Consider the following 17,167-nt stretch of genomic DNA (forward strand, 5'->3'; position numbering starts at 1 on the left):
ATGTCAAACAAAAATACACCTCTAATTAATCTTGAAAATATTGTTCGTGAATTCCCTGCAGGGGATTCAACCATACAAGTTCTTAAAAGTATAAATTTAACAATTAACGCTGGGGAAATGGTGGCAATTATTGGTGCATCGGGTTCCGGTAAATCTACCTTAATGAATATTTTAGGATGTTTAGACAAACCGACTACCGGTACTTATTCTATAAGTGGTCGAATTACCAGTAAATTGTCGCCTGATGAATTGGCTGAACTACGTCGTGAACATTTTGGTTTTATCTTTCAACGCTATCATCTGTTAAATGCATTAACTGCTCAAGGGAATGTTGAAATTCCAGCAATCTATGCTGGTGTCAATGATGAAGAGAGGCAAAAACGTGCTACCGAAATTTTAACTCGTTTAGGGCTAGCGGATAAAATTCACAATAAACCTAATCAGTTATCGGGTGGACAACAGCAACGTGTTAGTATCGGTCGTGCTCTAATAAATGGTGGGCAAATTATCTTAGCCGATGAGCCAACTGGTGCACTTGATCGTAAAAGTGGCCTAGAAGTTATGGCGATATTACGCGAACTGCACAGTCAAGGTCATACAGTTATTATTGTCACTCATGATGCAAATATTGCCCAAAGCGCACAGCGAATCATTGAAATTAGTGATGGCAATATTATTTCAGACTCAATCAATCCTAATTATCAATCGGAAACTAACGACAATCGCCAAGTTAAACAAATTGAGCAAGCTAAAACTCAAGATAATTTTCGAGCAAAATATTATCGTTTTCGTGATGCTTTCAAAATGGCAATTTTATCAATGTTTTCGCAGCGATTACGTACCTTTTTAACGATGTTAGGTATTATTATCGGTATCGCTTCTGTGGTTTCAATGGTGGCATTAGGACAAGGAACAAAACAAAAAATCTTATCAAATATTAATTCTATGGGAACAAGTACATTAGAAATTTATGCTGGTAATGGTTTTGGTGATCGTAATGCAGAAAAAATTACAACTTTACGCTCATCGGATGCTGATTTTTTAGCTCAGCAAAGTTTTGTCCATAGTACTACTCCTAACCTATCAACCAGTGTTTATTTCAGAATTGATAATCTAGCTGTAACGGGAACTGTCAATGGTGTCGGTGAACAATTCTTTGCCGTTCGTGGTTATGATATTACACAAGGTATCTCTTTTGACCAAAGCAGCATTAATAATTCGGCACAATATGCCGTAATCGATGAAAACACAGTTAAACGATTATTTGCAAATGAAGATCCAATTGGAAAAATTTTAATGGTTGGTCAGCTACCAGTTAAAATAATTGGTGTTGCGACAAAGCAACAGCAAGGATTTGGTAGTAATGAAAGTCTAAATGTCTGGTTACCTTATACGACTGTTATCAATCGTATGGTTGGACAAACTTCATTAAGAAGCATTACTGTTCGTATTAATGATAATATTGATTTGTCGATTGCAGAACAAGCCGTTAATCGAATCATGTTACAAAGGCATGGCACTAAAGATTTTTTCATTTTTAATTCAGACAATGTGCGTGAAACAATAAATTCTTCAGCTTGGGTCTTGACGCTATTAGTGTCAACCATTGCATTAATTTCACTTATTGTTGGTGGTATTGGTGTAATGAATATCATGCTCGTTTCGGTCACTGAAAGAACACGAGAAATTGGCGTTCGTATGGCAGTTGGAGCGCGCTCAAGTGACATTTTGCAACAGTTCTTAATTGAAGCAGTATTAGTATGTTTAACCGGTGGAATAATAGGCATTTTACTGTCATTTGTTGTAGGATTTATTTTTAATGCGTTAGTTACATCTTTTGCTATGAGTTTTTCATCCATAGCCATTGTTGCAGCATTTAGTTGCTCAAGTATCATTGGTATTATTTTTGGTTATTTTCCTGCCAAACGTGCTGCAAAGCTCGATCCAATTTATGCTTTAGAACGAGAGTAACCTTAATAGTTACAAAAAAGCCTTTACTGAATTTCTTCACGTAAAGGCTTTAATTACTTACTAAAACTTGAGTTTTTTAATAATCTTTTATTCTATATCGACTATTAACACTCATATCCTTTAATTATTTTTTCTTTTTTGCGTTAGTTTTAACATTAGGATCTAAATTAGCTAAAAAAGTAGCAACTCTAACATAATCAGCTATATAAGCATCATCGTTTGATGTATCTAAACCAGAAGAATTAATATAAAATTTACGATTAACAATAATAGAAGGAATAGATGACGGTTGCATTTCTTTAATAGCGTCAGCTTGTTGAGCCATAAATGCTTTTACTAAGAAACTATTTTTAGTTTTTTCATAAGTTTCCTCATCAACGCCTAATTTAGCAAATACTGTCTTAATATCATCAGCCGTTTTTATTGTTCTATCTTTTTGTACTGCATTATAAAGTGCTTCTGATGCTTTATCTTCTATGCCAAGAACGTTAGCTATCGCCCATGCTTCAGATAGTTCCATAGCCAGCGATCCAAAGTCCAATAAGTGATAACGTTTAACTTTCATCTCTTCTGGTAAAGCTTTAGCTATAAGGTTCGTACCATGATATTTTGTTTCGAATCGAAAACAACTAGGACAATTAAACGAGAAGAATTCAATGACTTCTTTTTCAGGTGATGGATAAGTTGGTAATACAATATATTGTTTACCCTCTTCAATTTGTGCTTGTGTTGTCGCAGGAGTTTGGGATGTCTTTGATATAGCATTTGTCGAAGAATCATCGGCAAAACAATTTACCGAAAATAACAATACACCCATAGCAATAAGCGTTTTTTTCATTTAATTTATTCTCCTTATTCTTTAATAATTCCGCGGGCTTTTAACAATGCGGTTTTAAAATCATCTTCATAATCTTTTTTTAACCCAGGTATTGCTTCATTTTTATCTGAGTCACGCATTTTTAAATGATAAATTAACACTTCATCACTCAAATCTTTTAGGTCACCGTCAAAACCAGCTTCTTTACCCAATTTATCTAAAAGTTGCAATAAATTCAGATCTGAATCTGCTTCCCATGCTGGTTGTAATAACTCTATTAACTCATCTATACGATGACATTTCATAATAACTACCTTTTTAAATATTCAATTAAGTTGAAAGTGATAATATAAACCTTTATGTTAATCTTTACTTTACTATCTATATATTAAAAGGCCTCTATTATATACTCGACTTTAAATTTAAATAGTGCATTTAGAAAGATTCATAAACTGCTGATATAGGTTATTTGCGACTAAAAAATAACTTTGCTATATAGTAATGCTATTTTGTTTTTTGGCAATGTAAAAGAGAAATAATTTATGCAAAAACTGTCAATTACTGCGATTATTTTAGCCGGTGGGCAAAGTAACCGTATGAATGGTAAGGATAAAGGTTTAATGTTGTTAGCAGGAAAACCACTTTATCAACATGTCATTGATCGTATTAAACCTCAAGTCAGTTTTGTTATGATTAATTGTAATCGACATACTGACCTATATAGTTCATTAGGCTATTTTGTATTTTCTGATGATTTAAAAGGATTTTTAGGTCCTTTATCAGGGATTTATAGTGGCTTATTAAGAAGTACAACAGATTGGAATTTATTTGTGAGCTGTGATACCCCTTTTTTACCGGAGGATCTTATTGCTCGTTTAATCAAATTCACAACAACGCACCAAGCAATTTATCCTTTCGATGGAAAAAATGATCACCCTACTATTTTATTGATCCATAAAAATATCATCCCTCAACTAAAAAAATATTTAGACAACGGAGATCGTAAGCTTATGCTGTTTCTTAAACAAATTAATGCTATCGCTGTTGATTTTAGTGAAAATCCTTCTGGTTTTACCAATATAAATACTCTGGACATGCTGGAAAAAGCCAATATTTCAATCAAATAATTACTATTAAACCGTATTTAGTCGTTTTATAGAGTACAGAATTAAAACATAACATGCTATCAATATTGGGTGACTAAAGGATTAATAAAATCTTTTAAAAAGCTAAGGGTAAATTTGAACATTATACTTTCTCCCCCCCCCCTTTCTTTCTCAGATCGTTTGGCGATATTTTCAATTTATGTTATGTAACTGTAAAAATATATCTATAACAATATGTTATTATTTTATAAGCAGTGCCTTTAACTGTTTAGCAAAATTCTCTATTTCAACTTCTTGTGTTGCCCATGAAGTACAAAAACGTAAGCAAATATGACTTGGATCAGTTTGTCCTAAATTATCTACGGCATATTGTGAAATAATTTTTTTGGCAAGTTGATTAGGAAAATTAACAAACAGTTGATTGGACTGTGGTTTAGCTGCAAATGTTAATCCTTCAGTCTCAAACAAATTTTTAAGTTTTTCAGCCATATCATTGCTATGTTTACCAAGCGAAATATAACGATTATTTTCCATTAACGCTTTAAACTGTACAGCTATAATCCAACTTTTTGCTAGTATTGCACCTTTTTGTTTCATATTGAAACGGAAATCATGATTGATTGAAAGATTATTAAATATCAATGCCTCACCTGCAAAAGCGCCAACTTTAGTACCGCCAATATAAAATGCGTCAGTGTATTTAGCCAAATCAGGAAAAGTAATATCGTTATCTTTTGCTGCCAAGGCCATTGCTAAACGAGCACCATCTAAATAAAGGTAAAGATAATGTTTTTGACAAAATTGATACAGCTTTTTTAACTCTTGCTTCGTATATAGAGTACCTAATTCGGTAGTATTTGAAATGTAGACAAGTTTAGGTTGCACCATATGTTCATCACAATGATGATCTAAAACAGGTTTAATTAATTCTGGCGTTAATTTTCCATCTTCAGTTTTAACTGTTACAACTTTGTGCCCTGTTGCTTCAATCGCACCTGTTTCATGAACATTGATATGACCAGTTTCAGCAGCAATAACTGCCTGATAAGGTTTTAAAATATGTGAAATCGTGGTCAAATTGGTAATGGTTCCACCTGCCATAAAATGGACATCGGCATTCGGTGATTTTAATATTTTCTTAATGCTATTTATTGCATCATTACAACATTCATCTAATCCATAACCGCTCAACTTTTTATTATTAATATCAACAAATTCTTTTAATAAATTTGGATGCACGGTTTGATTATAATCATTTAAAAAATCGTACATATCATTACCTTTAATCTTGTATAAAATGATGTAATATTTACTTTCAATATAACATGTTAGAGTTAATAGTCTATGAACGATAGAAAAATTATTGGAATCACAGGGTATAGCGGTAGTGGTAAAACAACTTTGTTAACAAAAGTTATTGCACTGCTTGTTGAGCAAGGATTTAAAGTGGCCACGTTGAAACATGCCCATCACGATATTGAATTTGATATACCAGGGAAAGATAGTTATAAATTGCGTAAAGCTGGATCATTACAAACTATCGTGGCATGTAATAATCGTTATGCCTTAATTCATGAAACACCCGATAAATCTATTGATTTACAGACTTTGATTAATCATTTTTCAGATGTTGATATTATATTAATTGAGGGATTTAAAGATGAAACCATTCCTAAAATTATGTGCCACCGAAGCGCAAATCAAAAACCTCTTTTTATAGATAATTTTACTGTCGCTATTGCCTGTGATAAACCAATAGAGACTAATTTACCAAACCTTAATATCAATGAACCGAGCCAAATAGCCGAATTTATAAAAAGTTATTTTGAATTAATAAGGTAATTAAACTAAATTTCTTTTATTAAAAACAAGAAAAAAGAGAACTATTTAATTGGACTATAATCAAATTAAACAGCCAAGACATAAAGGTATCACCAATTTTATGCATAATTTACGCGGATTAATTGCTTATACTCATCTAGACAATAAACCCAAATGTACTATTTATTATCTATAACATTTGGGTTTTTAAAAAACTATGGTTGTTTATTTAATTCTAAATAATCTAAAAAAAGTATATTATGATGATTTGGCAATAAAATACGATCATTGTTTTTTTCTTTATCAAGAATTGCTTGATCTATTTGATAACCTAATAGATTAGATAAAATATATTTATTCATTAAGCCACTTAAATAGCCATTTGAACTACGAAACGATTCTATAAATTGGCAATCAAATCGATTATTCGTTGAGATAAACATAAACGGAATTAAAAATTGATCAATACCGCTACTCATTCCATGACCAACATTAACAATTTCTCCATGATCAGAAGTATAAATGATACTATAATTACGACTATATTTATTGACAACATCATATATTGCCTTTACCGTACGATCAGTATGATGAATAGTTAAATCATAAATTTCAGCATCAGGCAAAGCTTGTTTATCAATCTCATCATATCCATCACTATAAGGTTGATGACTTCCGCGTAAATGAATAATGATAAACTTTTTAGTTACACTATCTTTTTCAAGATGTCGTTCTAATAATTTACTTAAATTAATATCATGATCTTCAGTTTTTTTATCTGTAATATCAAGCACATCACTTTTACGGGCAATAAAACCAAATTTAGCATTACTTGTTCCTTTAACACCTTGGTGATGTGAAGATAACCAATAGGTTTTATAATTATTATATTTAGCCATTTCAATAATTGACTTGTTGATAAATAAATTATCATTACTTTCAGGAATATTGAAAGATAAAGTCATTGGTATGGAATCCCTTGTAAAGGATGCAGAAGAATGACTATTATTAATAATGCAACCACCATTTTTTTGATTAAAAATTTCTGCCATAAGTGGAGTCGTTGGCTTATGATATCCATAGGCACTATATCGAGAAACTAAAGAAGATTCCCCCATAATTAACACAACAAGATCATCATTTAAACTCTGAGGAGGTAAAATAACAGCATCATTAAAAACCTCTATTTCGCTTGTATCAGCATAAATGTCGGTAGAAAGATAGGTCGCTCCTAAATAAGCTATATTACCAGCTACTACAGGAAAAAACTCCCGCAATATTATTAATTTTAATCTATAATCTTTATGAATATCATTTTGTACATTAGTACTCATAGATAAAAAAACGCATGCGACAACTAGATAATATGTTACAGGTAATATAGGTCTAAATTTAACCGTAATAAATTTCTTGTAAATAAGTAAAATACCAACAGCCATTATTAATGCGGGTACCATTATAAACAGAACTGGCTTAAGCATTGAAAATGCTTCATCGGTACTCGTTTCTGTAATAGAATCCAGTACGCCTTCAGAGATAACCTCACCAAAATAAATCAAATAATTAATTTCAGATAAGAGTAAAAATAAAAATAACGTACCTATAACAACAATAACATGGTATCGACTTTTTATTAATATATGAATAAATAAAAATAGACAAAAGGTAGTTGATAAAACAATAAAAAAATAGAGATTTGTAAAAGAGTTATCCTTAGTAGTATGAATATAAGCTAAAATTAAACTAAGTGAGATATAAACTAAAAGTAATATAAAAGCGTTACTTCGGCGCTGGATAAATTCAGGTAATTTCATTTTATTATTTACAATTCTTTTATTTATTGTTTACATTTTCTTTATAATAAATTTTAAACAATTACTTTTAGTAAATCAATTGATTTTCACTTATTAACTTTATTTGTTAATTATTTTTTGATGCTATAAAACAACTATCCATTAATTTTACTAACAAATCCCAAACAATATTTTAATTTAAATTGTTATTTAAGCTAAAGTAGTTATAAATTATTAGATAACGTTAGCCTTGAGATTATTGTTATTACTTAGAAACTCAATCAAAAGTTCACATTAGTTTACGGTGGGATAAATACTTTACTTTATTAGATCGATAAATTAAAAAATTTTAATTAAAATAATTTTAATTTTCTGAAATTGTTAGCCTCTAAAGCGATGCTATCAGTTAGAAAGTTAATCGAAAGTTCATACTATTGTATGAACAAAATTATGATTCTAATTTATAATTTGGGTACATCCTGTTCAATGGGGTCTATCAAGTATTTCATCAAATAAGAGGAAACATAAAACGATATAAAGAAAAATAATAAAGCCTGGAACTTTAGGACGTTTGTCTCCAAATCCTCCTCTACGGAATGAAGACACATAAATCAAGCATATACAGAGAAAAATTAAATATAAATCATCCAAAATAGTTCCCCACCTTTAGTTGTTATTTATACTATTTTAGTATATTTTTTTAACAGCGCAATAATTTATAAGTTTTAATGAATTTTTTAGATGATTCAAACAAATTTTAACAATTTTAAAAAGTTAACCATCTTTTTTAGGATCCAAACCCAAAGAAATTAAATCCGAAAAATTTTAATATTCCACACCATAAAATGTTATACCGTAATTATCTCAGCACTATCTTTTTATTTGTTCTGCTATTTTCATTAAATAGTCGCGTTTAGAAAAATTTATTTATTTAAATAAGAATATATCGTATCTTGTTTCACTAATTTTTTATTTTATCTGAATCAGCATGAAATCTTTATTAAAAAGAGTTTTTAACATTACAAAAAAAATGATAATTGGATTTATACTGTTATCTTTTTTAATTGTTCTTTTATTAAGATGGGTTGCTCCTTTTGGTTCAATGTTAATGGTAGAAAGAAAACTCACTCATTGGAATATTACTCAACAACGGACATGGAAAGATTGGAATCAAATATCAGATCATATAAAACTAGCTGTAATCGCTGCTGAAGATCAAAAGTTTGCTAATCATTGGGGATTTGATTTTAAAGCAATTAATCATGCTCTACAGCATAATCGAAATAATAAAAAAATTCGTGGTGCCAGTACTATTAGTCAACAAGTAGCAAAAAATATTTTTTTATGGCCTTCGCGTAGTTGGATTCGTAAAGGTTTTGAATCCTTGTTTACTCTTGAAATTGAGTTACTTTGGTCTAAACGACGAACACTTGAAATTTATCTAAACAGTGTTGAGTGGGGAGAGGGAATCTTTGGTATAGAAGCAGCTTCGCAATACTATTTTCAAGTAAGCGCTAACAAGTTAACGCCTTATCAAGCAAGTCTACTCGCTGCTACGTTACCTAACCCTAGAAAATGGAATCCAGCTAACCCTAATAATCATGTACAAAAAAAAGCGCAATGGATTCGTAATCAAATGAATAACCTTGGCGGTAAAAATTATTTAAAACAGCTAAACTAATTTAATAGTTTATATAAATTTTTTAACAAACTCTGGTACAATTTTACTCGCTGGACCATAAATTTTTGTTTCAAATAAATTTTCACCTAAACTTGGTTCTAAATTAAGTTCAACAGTTTTGGCTCCCGCTTGATTAGCTATTTGAACAAATCCTGCAGCTGGATAAACATTACCTGATGTACCAATCGAAATAAAATAGTCCGTTTGTGAAAGTGCGTTATAAATTTCTTCCATTTGCAGTGGAATCTCACCAAACCAAACAATATGTGGACGAATTAATTTATTTTCATGATAATTCACATCGTAATAGCAATCGATTATCTGTCCTGTTTTTTCATTGCGCACTTTTAATAATTCACCATGCATATGGATAATATTTTTAGAACCAGCTTGTTCATGCAAGTTATCCACATTTTGGGTAACAATTAATACATTATCCGAACCTAACTTTTGTTCTAATTGCGCTAAAGCAAAATGAGCCATATTAGGTTTTACTTCAGGATTTTGTAGTTTTCTACGCAACATATTATAAAAATCATGAACAGCGACTGGATTACGCATATATCCTTCGTAGGTCGCGACATCATTAACATCATAACCTTCCCATAAACCATTTTGGGCACGAAATGTCGATAACCCTGATTCAGCAGAAATACCTGCACCGGTTAAGATGACGATTTTTGGTGTTTTCAACATATCTATTCGCCTTTTTTATTAATAAATTAAATAAATTACTGAAAAAATATTATTGGCTATATTCTGTGGTAAATATGTGTAAGGCTGGTTTGCTTAACTTTTGATATTGGCTGTAAGCACTTGCTACTTTAAACCTTATTTCATCTTTCGATTCACCATTTAACCAGCTGTTAATCATTGCATGCACACTATAAGCTTCTGGCGCCATTCGATGCAAGGTTAAAATTAATGGTGTAATACCTAAACGAGATAATGGTGGAGTAAAATATTTCTGGCTTTTACAAGCAAATACCGCAGCATAACGTAATTTTTGTTTTTCTTGCTCTGTTTTTGACAATGTATTCCAACGCCAACTATCAGGTAAATAATCACGCCATGATGATTCCATTAAATAATCATGGCCAATATATATAACTAGGTCGGCATTTCCGCCTGCCATTACTGTTTTATCATTAAGTCTAATTTGCTGTACTTTTTTACCAGCCGAATAATCTAAAAAATCATTAACAGTATTATCAATATATTTCCCATTATATGCTTGAGCAATGAGATACACATCCTTATTTCGATGTTTATAAATTATCTCTTCTAATATTTTTCCAGATGTCGGCTTATTAATGTTGATTACTTGCCACTCTTTTTGTTTAGCGAAATAGGTTTTAAAACCATAAGCAGCCCCCCAATAAAGATTATTTTTGGGATCTTGACCATTACCAATTGCCTGTGGAACGGGTACTATTTTTTGATATTTGTTATCACATAAGGCGACTAATACATGAATAGTTTTTGTTTCTGCAAAAGCCTGAAAAGAAAAGATTGAAAAAACTATTGGCATAATATAGAGATAATTAATGATTTTCTTCATTAGCTTTATATTCCTAATCTATATAATAATTCACGAAAAATAATTTTAATAATAAACTATAAAATATATTAAATAATTTAAATTGAATAAAATCATTATAATGTACGATAATGATTTTAGTGGCAAGTAATCATAAAAATAAGGTATGAGTAATATGAAAACAATTGGATTAATTGGTGGGATGAGTTGGGAAAGCACAATAACTTATTATCAAGTCATCAATCAATTTATTAGCAAATCACTTGGTGGTTTACATTCAGCAAAAACACTTTTATACAGTGTTGATTTTCAAGAAATAGAAAGTTGCCAAGCAAATAATGAATGGGATAAAAGCGCGATTATTTTAACTGATGCGGCTAAAAGATTAGAACTAGCTGGCGCTAATTTTATTATTATCTGTACTAATACGATGCATAAGGTTGCTGATCAAATTCAAAAAAATATTACTATTCCGATCATTCATATCGCCGATGTGACCGCCAAATATTTAATCAAAGATAAAATAAAGTCTGTTGCGTTACTTGGTACCAAGTACACCATGGAGCAAAACTTTTATAAATCAAAATTAATCGAAAAAGGTTTAAATGTTTTAATTCCTGATGAACAAGATAGAATAATCATCAATAATATTATTTATGATGAACTTTGCCTTGGGAAAATTAAACCTGAATCTAAGCAAGTTTACCTCAATATTATTGATAAACTCGTTAAGCAAGGTGCTGAAGGGGTGATTTTAGGCTGTACTGAGATCGGTTTATTAATAAATCAACAAGATCACGCCATCCCTTTCTTTGATACAGCCCTATTACATGCTCAAGAAGCAGCATGGTTAGCGACTAATTCGTAACGTCTTCTTTTATATATTCCAATATATCACCAGGTTGGCAATCTAAATAGTTACAGATTGCCTCTAGTGTTGCTAGCCTAAATCCTTTTACTTTACCTTGTTTAAGTAAAGATAAATTTTGTTCAGTAATACCAATGGCAGCCGCTAAATCTTTAGATTTAACTTTACGTTTAGCCAGCATTACATCTAAATTTATTATAATTGGCACTTTTGGCTCCTTGCTAAATAAACTGCTTATTTTCTTCGGCTATTTGACATGCTTTTTTCAATATTTGACCAACTATCATAATACTTATTGACGGAAATAATAACATTAAATCTTCACTGGTGAATGATAGAGAAATGTAACGTTCCGAAAGATCATTATTAAAAGATAAGATTAATGATGATAACGGCTCAGTGATTAATTGTATCACTTCCCAAATAACTAATGTTGTACCAAACTTATAACAATAATTAGCCGAACTTACTGAAAAATAGTCCGATTTACTATAACTTAAAAAAAGTAATCTAAGCTGAAAGAAAGCATAAACTAAAATTGCAATAATAATGGTATCAATTAAGGTAACTAAGACGGCTTGCCATATAGAAAGTTTAGTTGGGTCAATATCAGAGCTATCTGCACTATGAGCAATAAAAAAGGAATATCCACCCGATTCTAAACCAATATTGTGTATATTAAAAAAATAAAATAATAAAGGAGATACCATTGCAATTAATATCGTTATTATAGGAATAAAAGTTAACAATGCCATTAATTTACAGTATTTATTTAGACGTGACTGAGATTGAGAGATATTGGTATTCATTTTTATTTCCTTATGTATAAAAATTAAACACAGCTTATCACTTCCAAAGACATAAAACAACAATAAATTAAAATAAAACGATAATTTTTTATTATTATAAAATAATAAAAACTATTATTATCCTCTTTATTAAACAGATAAATTAAATTTAGATTACAAAAAAAGCCCTACTTTTAACCAAAGTAGGGCTTATTTATTATTAATAAAAATCAATTATGCTTCTATAGCAATTCTTAGTTTTTTCATCGCATTTTTTTCAAGTTGGCGAATACGTTCGGCAGAAACGCTGTATTTGTCAGCCAATACTTGCAGTGTTGATTTACTATCATCAGCATCTAACCAACGCGCTTTAATAATATCTTGGCTACGTTCGTCTAATTGAGATAAGGCATCATGTAGCTTATCGGTTGCATCATTCTCCCAATTGTCATTTTCAATTGATTTTGAAAAATCAGAATTACTATCTTCTAAATACAGTGCTGGTGCAACAATTGAATTGTCGTCATCATCATTATCAATATCAAATGACATGTCTTGTGCTGACATGCGCGATTCCATCTCTAGAACATCTTTACGACTTACACCAAGTTCATCAGCAACCATATCCACTTCAGCACTATTAAACCAACCTAAACGTTGTTTATTTTTTCTTAGATTGAAGAATAACTTTCTTTGTGCTTTTGTAGTTGCAACTTTAACAATACGCCAATTTTTTAAGACATATTCATGTATTTCAGCTTTTATCCAATGCACAGCAAATGAAACTAGGCGAACCCCCATTTCAGGATTAAAGCGACGAACCGCTTTCATTAAACCAATATTACCTTCTTGAATTAAATCTGCTTGAGGTAAACCATAACCAGCATAACCACGAGCAATGTGCGCAACAAAACGTAAATGTGACAAAATTAATTGTTTTGCAGCATCAACATCATCATGATAATAAAGTTTTTCGCCTAATGATTTTTCTTCCTCTGCAGTTAACATTGGATAAGTATTAATCATACGAAGATATGATTCAATATTTCCTTGTGGGATTAAAGCACCTACTTGCATTTTTAAATCAGTACTCATTTAACTCCCTCCTTAATTTAAACTAGTTTTGTCGCTTATTCATAATGGCAACAATATAACTGTAATATTAGACCACTAAAATGTGATTTAGTTCACATTTATTATTAATTTAATAATAAAAACTATACTTAAATAATTAAGCAATGTGCATCGTTTTTAAATATTTCTTAGTCGATACCAGTGCAGAAAACCAACCAAGAATCATAGAGAACAATACAATTAGTATACTTTCGTCCCATGAAAGTCCTTTAAGTATAAATTTTGTACCAAAAATAGCAGAAACACGTAATATAATTGAATCTATTTGAAAAATAAATACTTCTGATAAAATCAACGCAAAAATTGCACTAATAAATCCAATCAATATACCATTATACAAAAATGGACGTAATATAAAACCTTCAGTTGCCCCAATTAATTGCATCACTACAATAACTTGTCTACGAGCAAAAATGTTTAATCGAATACTATTTCCTATGACAAGCGAAACAGCACCAATCATAAATATCGAAATTATCCATACGATGGATTTTACCATATCGGTCAATGCAGTTAATCGAGTAAACCAACTATCGTCAAGTTGAACATCATCAACCCCTTTAATCTCTAGTAATTTGGACTGAAAAGCATGCAATGTAGCGGTTTGTTTTGCTTCTTCTTTTGGAATAATAATTGCTATTGCTGGTAACGGATTTTCATCCAGAAGATCAAGCGCGTTACCAAATCCAGACCACGTTTTAAACTCTTCTTTTGTTTGATCTCGGGAAAGATATTCAATTTTTTCAACCTCAGGATAAGATTTAAACTTAGAAATTAATTCTGTGGTTTGTGTTGAAGTTAATTCCTTATTTATGTAAACAGTTAAATTTGGCGTTGGATACCACTGATTCGAAGCGTGATTAGCATTTTTCCAAAGTAGATAGCTAATCGTTGGTAATGTTATTGAAATCGCAATAACAAAAACTGTCAGTAATGAAGCAAAAATATGTTGAGTGAAATTATTAAAGGTATTACGCCAAGCATAACCAATTTGCCTTCTCCAATGACAAAAAAAAATATTGCTATCTTTTCCATTGGATTTATTCGGTTTAATATTAGCGCTCATTATTAATTTTTAACCTCTAAATGCCCTTGATTTAAATGCAATATACGATGTTGTTTGTGGCGAATAAGCGTCATATTGTGAGTCGCCATCAAGACAGTTACCCCAGTTTGATTAAACTCCTCAAATAGTTTTAAAATGTCTTTCGAAAGTTTATCATCCAAATTTCCTGTGGGTTCATCAGCAAGTAGGACATTAGGATGATTTACAATTGCTCGAGCAATCCCGACCCGTTGTTGCTCACCACCAGATAATTGTATTGGATAAAATTTCATTTTATTTAACAATCCCACTTTATCCAATGAGGCAGAAACTCGTCGACGAATTTCTTCAGGTGCTTTTCCTAAAATAATTAATGGAATAGCAACGTTATCATAAACAGTATGATCCATTAGTAGTTGATGATCTTGAAAAATCATACCAATGGTACGACGTAAAAATGGCATTTCTTGTCGTTTTAAACTTGAAACATCAATACCATTTAATAAAACTTTGCCATCATTCGCTTTTTCTAATCCACAAATTAGTCGCATTAAGGTGCTTTTACCAGCACCAGAATGACCGGTTAAAAATGCCATTTCACCGGGTAATAAAGTAAAGGTTATATTTTGTAATGCTGGTTTCCCGCCAGAATAAACTTTACTTACACGTTGAAATTGGATCATTATTTTTTACTCTTCTGTTTGATCAAACAGAGCATTAATAAAATCATCGGCAACAAAAGGTCTTAAATCTTCAATTTTTTCACCAACCCCAATATAACGAATAGGTATATTGAACTGATCGGCAATACTAAAAATAATACCACCTTTTGCTGTTCCATCTAATTTAGTTAATGCCATTCCTGTAACACCAACTGCCTCATTAAATAATTTTGTTTGACTAATAGCATTTTGTCCTGTACCTGCATCAATCGTTAACATAATTTCATGTGGTGCCGTTTCATCTTGCTTTTTAATTACACGCACTATTTTTTTCAATTCATCCATTAAATGAGATTTATTTTGTAAACGACCTGCTGTATCCGCAATTAATACATCTATTTTTTTGGCTTTTGCTGCTTGTATTGCATCAAAAATAACTGATGCTGAATCGGCATTAGTATGTTGAGCAATAACAGGAATATTATTACGTTCACCCCATACTTGTAATTGTTCAACAGCTGCAGCACGAAAAGTATCGCCAGCAGCCAGCATAACTGATTTGCCTTGTTGTTGAAACTGACGAGCTAATTTACCAATAGTTGTTGTTTTACCAACACCATTGACACCAACCATTAAAATAACAAATGGTTTATGACTATCTATATTAAGTGGTTTATCGACTCCGTCTAAAATAGATTTCATTTCTTGTTTTAAAAGCTCGTGTAATGCATCTGCATCTTTTAGCTCTTTTCTTGAAGCATGTTGAGTTAATGTACTAATAATCTTTTGTGTTGTATCAAAACCTACATCAGCGATAAGCAATTGTTCTTCTAATTCTTCAAATAGTGCATCATCGATCTTTTTTCCTCTAAATAAATTAAGGAATCCAGATCCTATATTCTGTTTTGTTTTAAAAAGTCCTTTTTTCAAACGAGAAAAAAATCCTTCTTTTTTTTGTTCAACCATAAATTGTTTATCCCATGACAATCATAAGTGATCATTTTATATTATTTTAAAATAAAGCCCAATGTATTCAAATAAAAGGAATAACATTATTAATTTATTTTGCTCATTTTATTAAATTATAAAATGAATGATACGTTATCTATAAAGAATAATTAAAAATAATTATCAATAAAGATTCGAAGTTTTAATATGACACCATTCACCTAATGGTAATTGGTGAGTAAATAAATTATATTTGCCAATTTGAACTCTAATTAGTCGTAAACAAGGAAAACCCACTGCTGCACACATTCGCCTAACTTGGCGATTCTTTCCTTCAGTGATAGTAATACTTATCCATGATGTGGGTATTGTTTTACGTTCGCGAATAGGAGGAACTCTTTTCCATAGGAACAATGGTTCATCTAGAAAATCTACTATAGCTGGCGCTGTATAAAATTCCTTTAACTGAATACCTTTTCTTAGTTCATTTATCGCTTGTTGGTTAATTGAACCTTCAACTTGTACCCAGTAGGTTTTTGGCAATTTAAATTTTGGTGAGCTGATTTTAGCTTGTAATTTACCATCATTTGTTAATAATAACAATCCTTCGCTATCGGTATCTAAACGTCCAGCCGGATAAAATTTTGGTAATTTTATAAAATCTTTTAATGTCTGATACTTTTCATGAGGTGAAAACTGAGTTGTGACATTAAAGGGTTTATTAAAGGCTATTAATGAGTGCATCTCATCCTGCTTTAACTTTAGTTTCAATATCATGCTAAACTTATTATACACTAAATGAATTATTATTTAGCCATATACTAAACATAGCATCTTGTATAAATTTCAGTCAGTTTTATAATCTCTATATGCAAAAAAGCCCAGCATTCCTGCTGGGCTCTCTCTATATTTAAAAGTCTGGCGGCTCCCTACTCTCACATGGGTAATACCCACACTACCATCGGCACTTCGGCGTTTCACTTCTGAGTTCGG

General features: G+C 31.0%; 17 protein-coding genes and 1 pseudogene. 5 read left to right on the forward strand and 13 right to left on the reverse strand.

The annotated features are described in order from the left end of the window. On the forward strand, positions 1–1,971 hold the full coding sequence (locus tag H3T96_RS08385) for a MacB family efflux pump subunit (protein ID WP_144092036.1): 1,971 nt from the start codon (positions 1–3) through the stop codon (positions 1,969–1,971). A gap of 124 nt (positions 1,972–2,095) precedes the next feature. Here H3T96_RS08385 and H3T96_RS08390 read toward each other — a convergent pair whose 3' ends face one another. Then, complete coding sequence (locus H3T96_RS08390; protein WP_086326841.1) at positions 2,096–2,809, reverse strand: DsbA family protein; 714 nt, start codon at positions 2,807–2,809, stop codon at positions 2,096–2,098. A gap of 14 nt (positions 2,810–2,823) precedes the next feature. Further along, positions 2,824–3,093 carry a YihD family protein gene (locus H3T96_RS08395; protein ID WP_065738169.1) on the reverse strand — a complete coding sequence of 90 codons (270 nt, stop codon included), beginning with the start codon at positions 3,091–3,093 and terminating at the stop codon, positions 2,824–2,826. 237 nt (positions 3,094–3,330) lie between these two features. Here H3T96_RS08395 and mobA point away from each other — a divergent pair, with 237 nt between their 5' ends. After that, the gene (mobA, locus tag H3T96_RS08400; RefSeq protein WP_086326840.1) at positions 3,331–3,915 is read left to right on the forward strand and encodes a molybdenum cofactor guanylyltransferase MobA; all 585 of its coding nucleotides are present in this window, start codon (positions 3,331–3,333) and stop codon (positions 3,913–3,915) included. 219 nt (positions 3,916–4,134) lie between these two features. On the opposite strand, the gene H3T96_RS08405 is transcribed toward mobA, so the two are convergent. Continuing rightward, positions 4,135–5,166 carry a low specificity L-threonine aldolase gene (locus H3T96_RS08405; protein WP_144092035.1) on the reverse strand — a complete coding sequence of 344 codons (1,032 nt, stop codon included), beginning with the start codon at positions 5,164–5,166 and terminating at the stop codon, positions 4,135–4,137. Between the two features lie 72 nt (positions 5,167–5,238). Here H3T96_RS08405 and mobB point away from each other — a divergent pair, with 72 nt between their 5' ends. Further along, complete coding sequence (gene mobB, locus H3T96_RS08410) at positions 5,239–5,736, forward strand: molybdopterin-guanine dinucleotide biosynthesis protein B (RefSeq protein WP_144092034.1); 498 nt, start codon at positions 5,239–5,241, stop codon at positions 5,734–5,736. Positions 5,737–5,930: 194 nt separating this feature from the next. Here mobB and H3T96_RS08415 read toward each other — a convergent pair whose 3' ends face one another. Then, positions 5,931–7,529, reverse strand: a complete 1,599-nt coding sequence (locus H3T96_RS08415) for a phosphoethanolamine transferase (protein ID WP_144092033.1) — start codon at positions 7,527–7,529, stop codon at positions 5,931–5,933. A 967-nt stretch (positions 7,530–8,496) separates the two neighbouring features. On the opposite strand from H3T96_RS08415, the gene mtgA reads away from it, so the two are divergent. Next, positions 8,497–9,189, forward strand: a complete 693-nt coding sequence (gene mtgA, locus H3T96_RS08420; RefSeq protein WP_144092032.1) for a monofunctional biosynthetic peptidoglycan transglycosylase — start codon at positions 8,497–8,499, stop codon at positions 9,187–9,189. 9 nt (positions 9,190–9,198) lie between these two features. On the opposite strand, the gene cobB is transcribed toward mtgA, so the two are convergent. Next, positions 9,199–9,885: a Sir2 family NAD+-dependent deacetylase gene (gene cobB / locus H3T96_RS08425; protein ID WP_144092031.1), complete on the reverse strand. Its 687-nt coding sequence runs from the start codon at positions 9,883–9,885 to the stop codon at positions 9,199–9,201. Between the two features lie 49 nt (positions 9,886–9,934). After that, the gene (locus H3T96_RS08430; RefSeq protein WP_198248628.1) at positions 9,935–10,750 is read right to left on the reverse strand and encodes a hypothetical protein; all 816 of its coding nucleotides are present in this window, start codon (positions 10,748–10,750) and stop codon (positions 9,935–9,937) included. A 154-nt stretch (positions 10,751–10,904) separates the two neighbouring features. Here H3T96_RS08430 and H3T96_RS08435 point away from each other — a divergent pair, with 154 nt between their 5' ends. Continuing rightward, complete coding sequence (locus H3T96_RS08435; protein ID WP_144092030.1) at positions 10,905–11,597, forward strand: aspartate/glutamate racemase family protein; 693 nt, start codon at positions 10,905–10,907, stop codon at positions 11,595–11,597. On the opposite strand, the gene H3T96_RS08440 is transcribed toward H3T96_RS08435, so the two are convergent. From H3T96_RS08440 to H3T96_RS08470, 7 genes and pseudogenes are all read right to left on the reverse strand, one after another. Continuing rightward, on the reverse strand, positions 11,587–11,805 hold the full coding sequence (locus tag H3T96_RS08440; protein WP_065738161.1) for a helix-turn-helix transcriptional regulator: 219 nt from the start codon (positions 11,803–11,805) through the stop codon (positions 11,587–11,589). The genes H3T96_RS08435 and H3T96_RS08440 overlap by 11 nt on opposite strands. 13 nt (positions 11,806–11,818) lie before the next feature. After that, on the reverse strand, positions 11,819–12,406 hold the full coding sequence (locus H3T96_RS08445) for a DUF2975 domain-containing protein (RefSeq protein WP_144092029.1): 588 nt from the start codon (positions 12,404–12,406) through the stop codon (positions 11,819–11,821). A 213-nt stretch (positions 12,407–12,619) separates the two neighbouring features. After that, positions 12,620–13,480: an RNA polymerase sigma factor RpoH gene (rpoH, locus tag H3T96_RS08450; protein ID WP_065738159.1), complete on the reverse strand. Its 861-nt coding sequence runs from the start codon at positions 13,478–13,480 to the stop codon at positions 12,620–12,622. A gap of 136 nt (positions 13,481–13,616) precedes the next feature. Then, positions 13,617–14,585 carry a permease-like cell division protein FtsX gene (ftsX, locus tag H3T96_RS08455; protein ID WP_144092028.1) on the reverse strand — a complete coding sequence of 323 codons (969 nt, stop codon included), beginning with the start codon at positions 14,583–14,585 and terminating at the stop codon, positions 13,617–13,619. Positions 14,586–14,587: 2 nt separating this feature from the next. Next, positions 14,588–15,247 (reverse strand): cell division ATP-binding protein FtsE, encoded by a 660-nt coding sequence (ftsE, locus tag H3T96_RS08460; RefSeq protein WP_086327397.1) that lies wholly within the window; start codon positions 15,245–15,247, stop codon positions 14,588–14,590. Positions 15,248–15,253: 6 nt separating this feature from the next. After that, positions 15,254–16,177: pseudogene (gene ftsY, locus H3T96_RS08465) on the reverse strand (signal recognition particle-docking protein FtsY); the annotation flags it as partial. 180 nt (positions 16,178–16,357) lie between these two features. Continuing rightward, complete coding sequence (locus tag H3T96_RS08470) at positions 16,358–16,918, reverse strand: pseudouridine synthase (protein ID WP_086327398.1); 561 nt, start codon at positions 16,916–16,918, stop codon at positions 16,358–16,360. Positions 16,919–17,167 lie beyond the last annotated feature (249 nt).

Source organism: Gilliamella sp. W8136, assembly GCF_016101285.1.
Taxonomy (GTDB): domain Bacteria; phylum Pseudomonadota; class Gammaproteobacteria; order Enterobacterales; family Orbaceae; genus Gilliamella; species Gilliamella apicola_N.

What these genes read in the sequence shown, in the direction of transcription:
- H3T96_RS08435 (WP_144092030.1), top strand. Translation starts at nt 10,905, where the DNA reads ATGAAAACAATTGGATTAATTGGTGGGATGAGTTGGGAAAGCACAATA.
- H3T96_RS08385 (WP_144092036.1), top strand. Translation starts at nt 1, where the DNA reads ATGTCAAACAAAAATACACCTCTAATTAATCTTGAAAATATTGTTCGT.
- H3T96_RS08390 (WP_086326841.1), bottom strand. Translation starts at nt 2,809, where the DNA reads ATGAAAAAAACGCTTATTGCTATGGGTGTATTGTTATTTTCGGTAAAT.
- H3T96_RS08430 (WP_198248628.1), bottom strand. Translation starts at nt 10,750, where the DNA reads ATGAAGAAAATCATTAATTATCTCTATATTATGCCAATAGTTTTTTCA.
- H3T96_RS08395 (WP_065738169.1), bottom strand. Translation starts at nt 3,093, where the DNA reads ATGAAATGTCATCGTATAGATGAGTTAATAGAGTTATTACAACCAGCA.
- mobA (WP_086326840.1), top strand. Translation starts at nt 3,331, where the DNA reads ATGCAAAAACTGTCAATTACTGCGATTATTTTAGCCGGTGGGCAAAGT.
- mtgA (WP_144092032.1), top strand. Translation starts at nt 8,497, where the DNA reads ATGAAATCTTTATTAAAAAGAGTTTTTAACATTACAAAAAAAATGATA.
- H3T96_RS08470 (WP_086327398.1), bottom strand. Translation starts at nt 16,918, where the DNA reads ATGCACTCATTAATAGCCTTTAATAAACCCTTTAATGTCACAACTCAG.
- rpoH (WP_065738159.1), bottom strand. Translation starts at nt 13,480, where the DNA reads ATGAGTACTGATTTAAAAATGCAAGTAGGTGCTTTAATCCCACAAGGA.
- ftsE (WP_086327397.1), bottom strand. Translation starts at nt 15,247, where the DNA reads ATGATCCAATTTCAACGTGTAAGTAAAGTTTATTCTGGCGGGAAACCA.
- cobB (WP_144092031.1), bottom strand. Translation starts at nt 9,885, where the DNA reads ATGTTGAAAACACCAAAAATCGTCATCTTAACCGGTGCAGGTATTTCT.
- mobB (WP_144092034.1), top strand. Translation starts at nt 5,239, where the DNA reads ATGAACGATAGAAAAATTATTGGAATCACAGGGTATAGCGGTAGTGGT.
- ftsX (WP_144092028.1), bottom strand. Translation starts at nt 14,585, where the DNA reads ATGAGCGCTAATATTAAACCGAATAAATCCAATGGAAAAGATAGCAAT.
- H3T96_RS08405 (WP_144092035.1), bottom strand. Translation starts at nt 5,166, where the DNA reads ATGTACGATTTTTTAAATGATTATAATCAAACCGTGCATCCAAATTTA.
- H3T96_RS08415 (WP_144092033.1), bottom strand. Translation starts at nt 7,529, where the DNA reads ATGAAATTACCTGAATTTATCCAGCGCCGAAGTAACGCTTTTATATTA.
- H3T96_RS08445 (WP_144092029.1), bottom strand. Translation starts at nt 12,406, where the DNA reads ATGAATACCAATATCTCTCAATCTCAGTCACGTCTAAATAAATACTGT.